We start from the raw sequence: 1,048 nt of genomic DNA, 5'->3' as shown, positions 1-1,048 counted from the left end.
CCGGCGTCTCCGGCCTGCAGTGGGTCGTCGACGCCTACACCCTGACCTTCGCCGGATTGCTGCTCGCCGCGGGCAACCTCGGTGACCGCTACGGCCGCAGGCGGATCATGATCGTCGGCCTGATCGGCATCGCGGTGATGTCGGTCGGCGGCGCGCTCGCCGGATCGATGACGCAGGTCATCGCGGCCCGCGCGGCGATGGGCGTCTTCGCCGCCGCGGTCTTCCCGGCCACCCTGGCCCTGATCATCAACATCTTCACCGACAAGCGCGAACGCGCGCTGGCCATCGCCGCCTGGACCGCGATGGCGGGCTTCGCCATCGCCATCGGCCCGATCTCGGGCGGCTGGCTGCTCGAACACTTCAGCTGGCACTCGGTGTTCTGGATCAATGTGCCGGTGGCCCTGGTCGCGCTGGTCGCGACGCTGATCTGGGTGCCGGAATCGCGCGCCGAACAGGTCGGCAGGCTGGACCTGCCCGGCATCTTCCTCTCGATCGCGGGCATCACGCTGGTGGTGTGGGCGATCATCGAGGCGCCGCACAACGGCTGGCTCTCGCTCACCACCCTGTGCACCGCGACCCTCGGCGCGCTGCTGCTCGCCGCATTCGTCGTCTGGGAATTGCGTTCCGCCGCACCGATTCTCGATATGCGGCTGTTCCGGAACCGCCGATTCTCGCTGCCCGCCTTGGCCATCGCGATCGGGTATTTCTCGATGTTCGGCTTCCTGTTCCTGATCACCCAGTATTTCCAGGGCGTGCGCGAATACACGCCACTCGAATTCGGTATCGCGTCTTTGCCGTTCGCGTTCTCGGTCGCGATCGGCGCGCCGGTGGCCACACTGCTGGCACAGCGGGTCGGCACGACCGCGGTCCTGGTGATCGGCCTGCTGCTCACCGGGCTGGGGCTCTATCTCGGCGGCCAGGTCACCGTGGACAGCACCTACCTGATCGGGGTGCTTCCGTCGATGGTGTTCATGGCGCTGGGCCTCGGCATCGTGCAGGGCCCCGCGACGGAATCGATCATGTCCTCGCTCCCGCTGGACGAGGCGGG

At 67.8% G+C, this 1,048-nt stretch carries 1 protein-coding gene; it reads left to right on the top strand.

The genetic code is table 11. From position 1 onward, the window contains the following. Window positions 1–1,048, top strand: a 1,048-nt coding sequence (locus tag ACWDNU_RS46985) for an MFS transporter (RefSeq protein WP_449673597.1), incomplete at both ends; no start/stop codon positions are given.

The sequence above is a fragment of the Amycolatopsis sp. NPDC003676 genome, from assembly GCF_053587275.1.
This window is presented reverse-complemented; position numbering and strand designations above follow the sequence as displayed.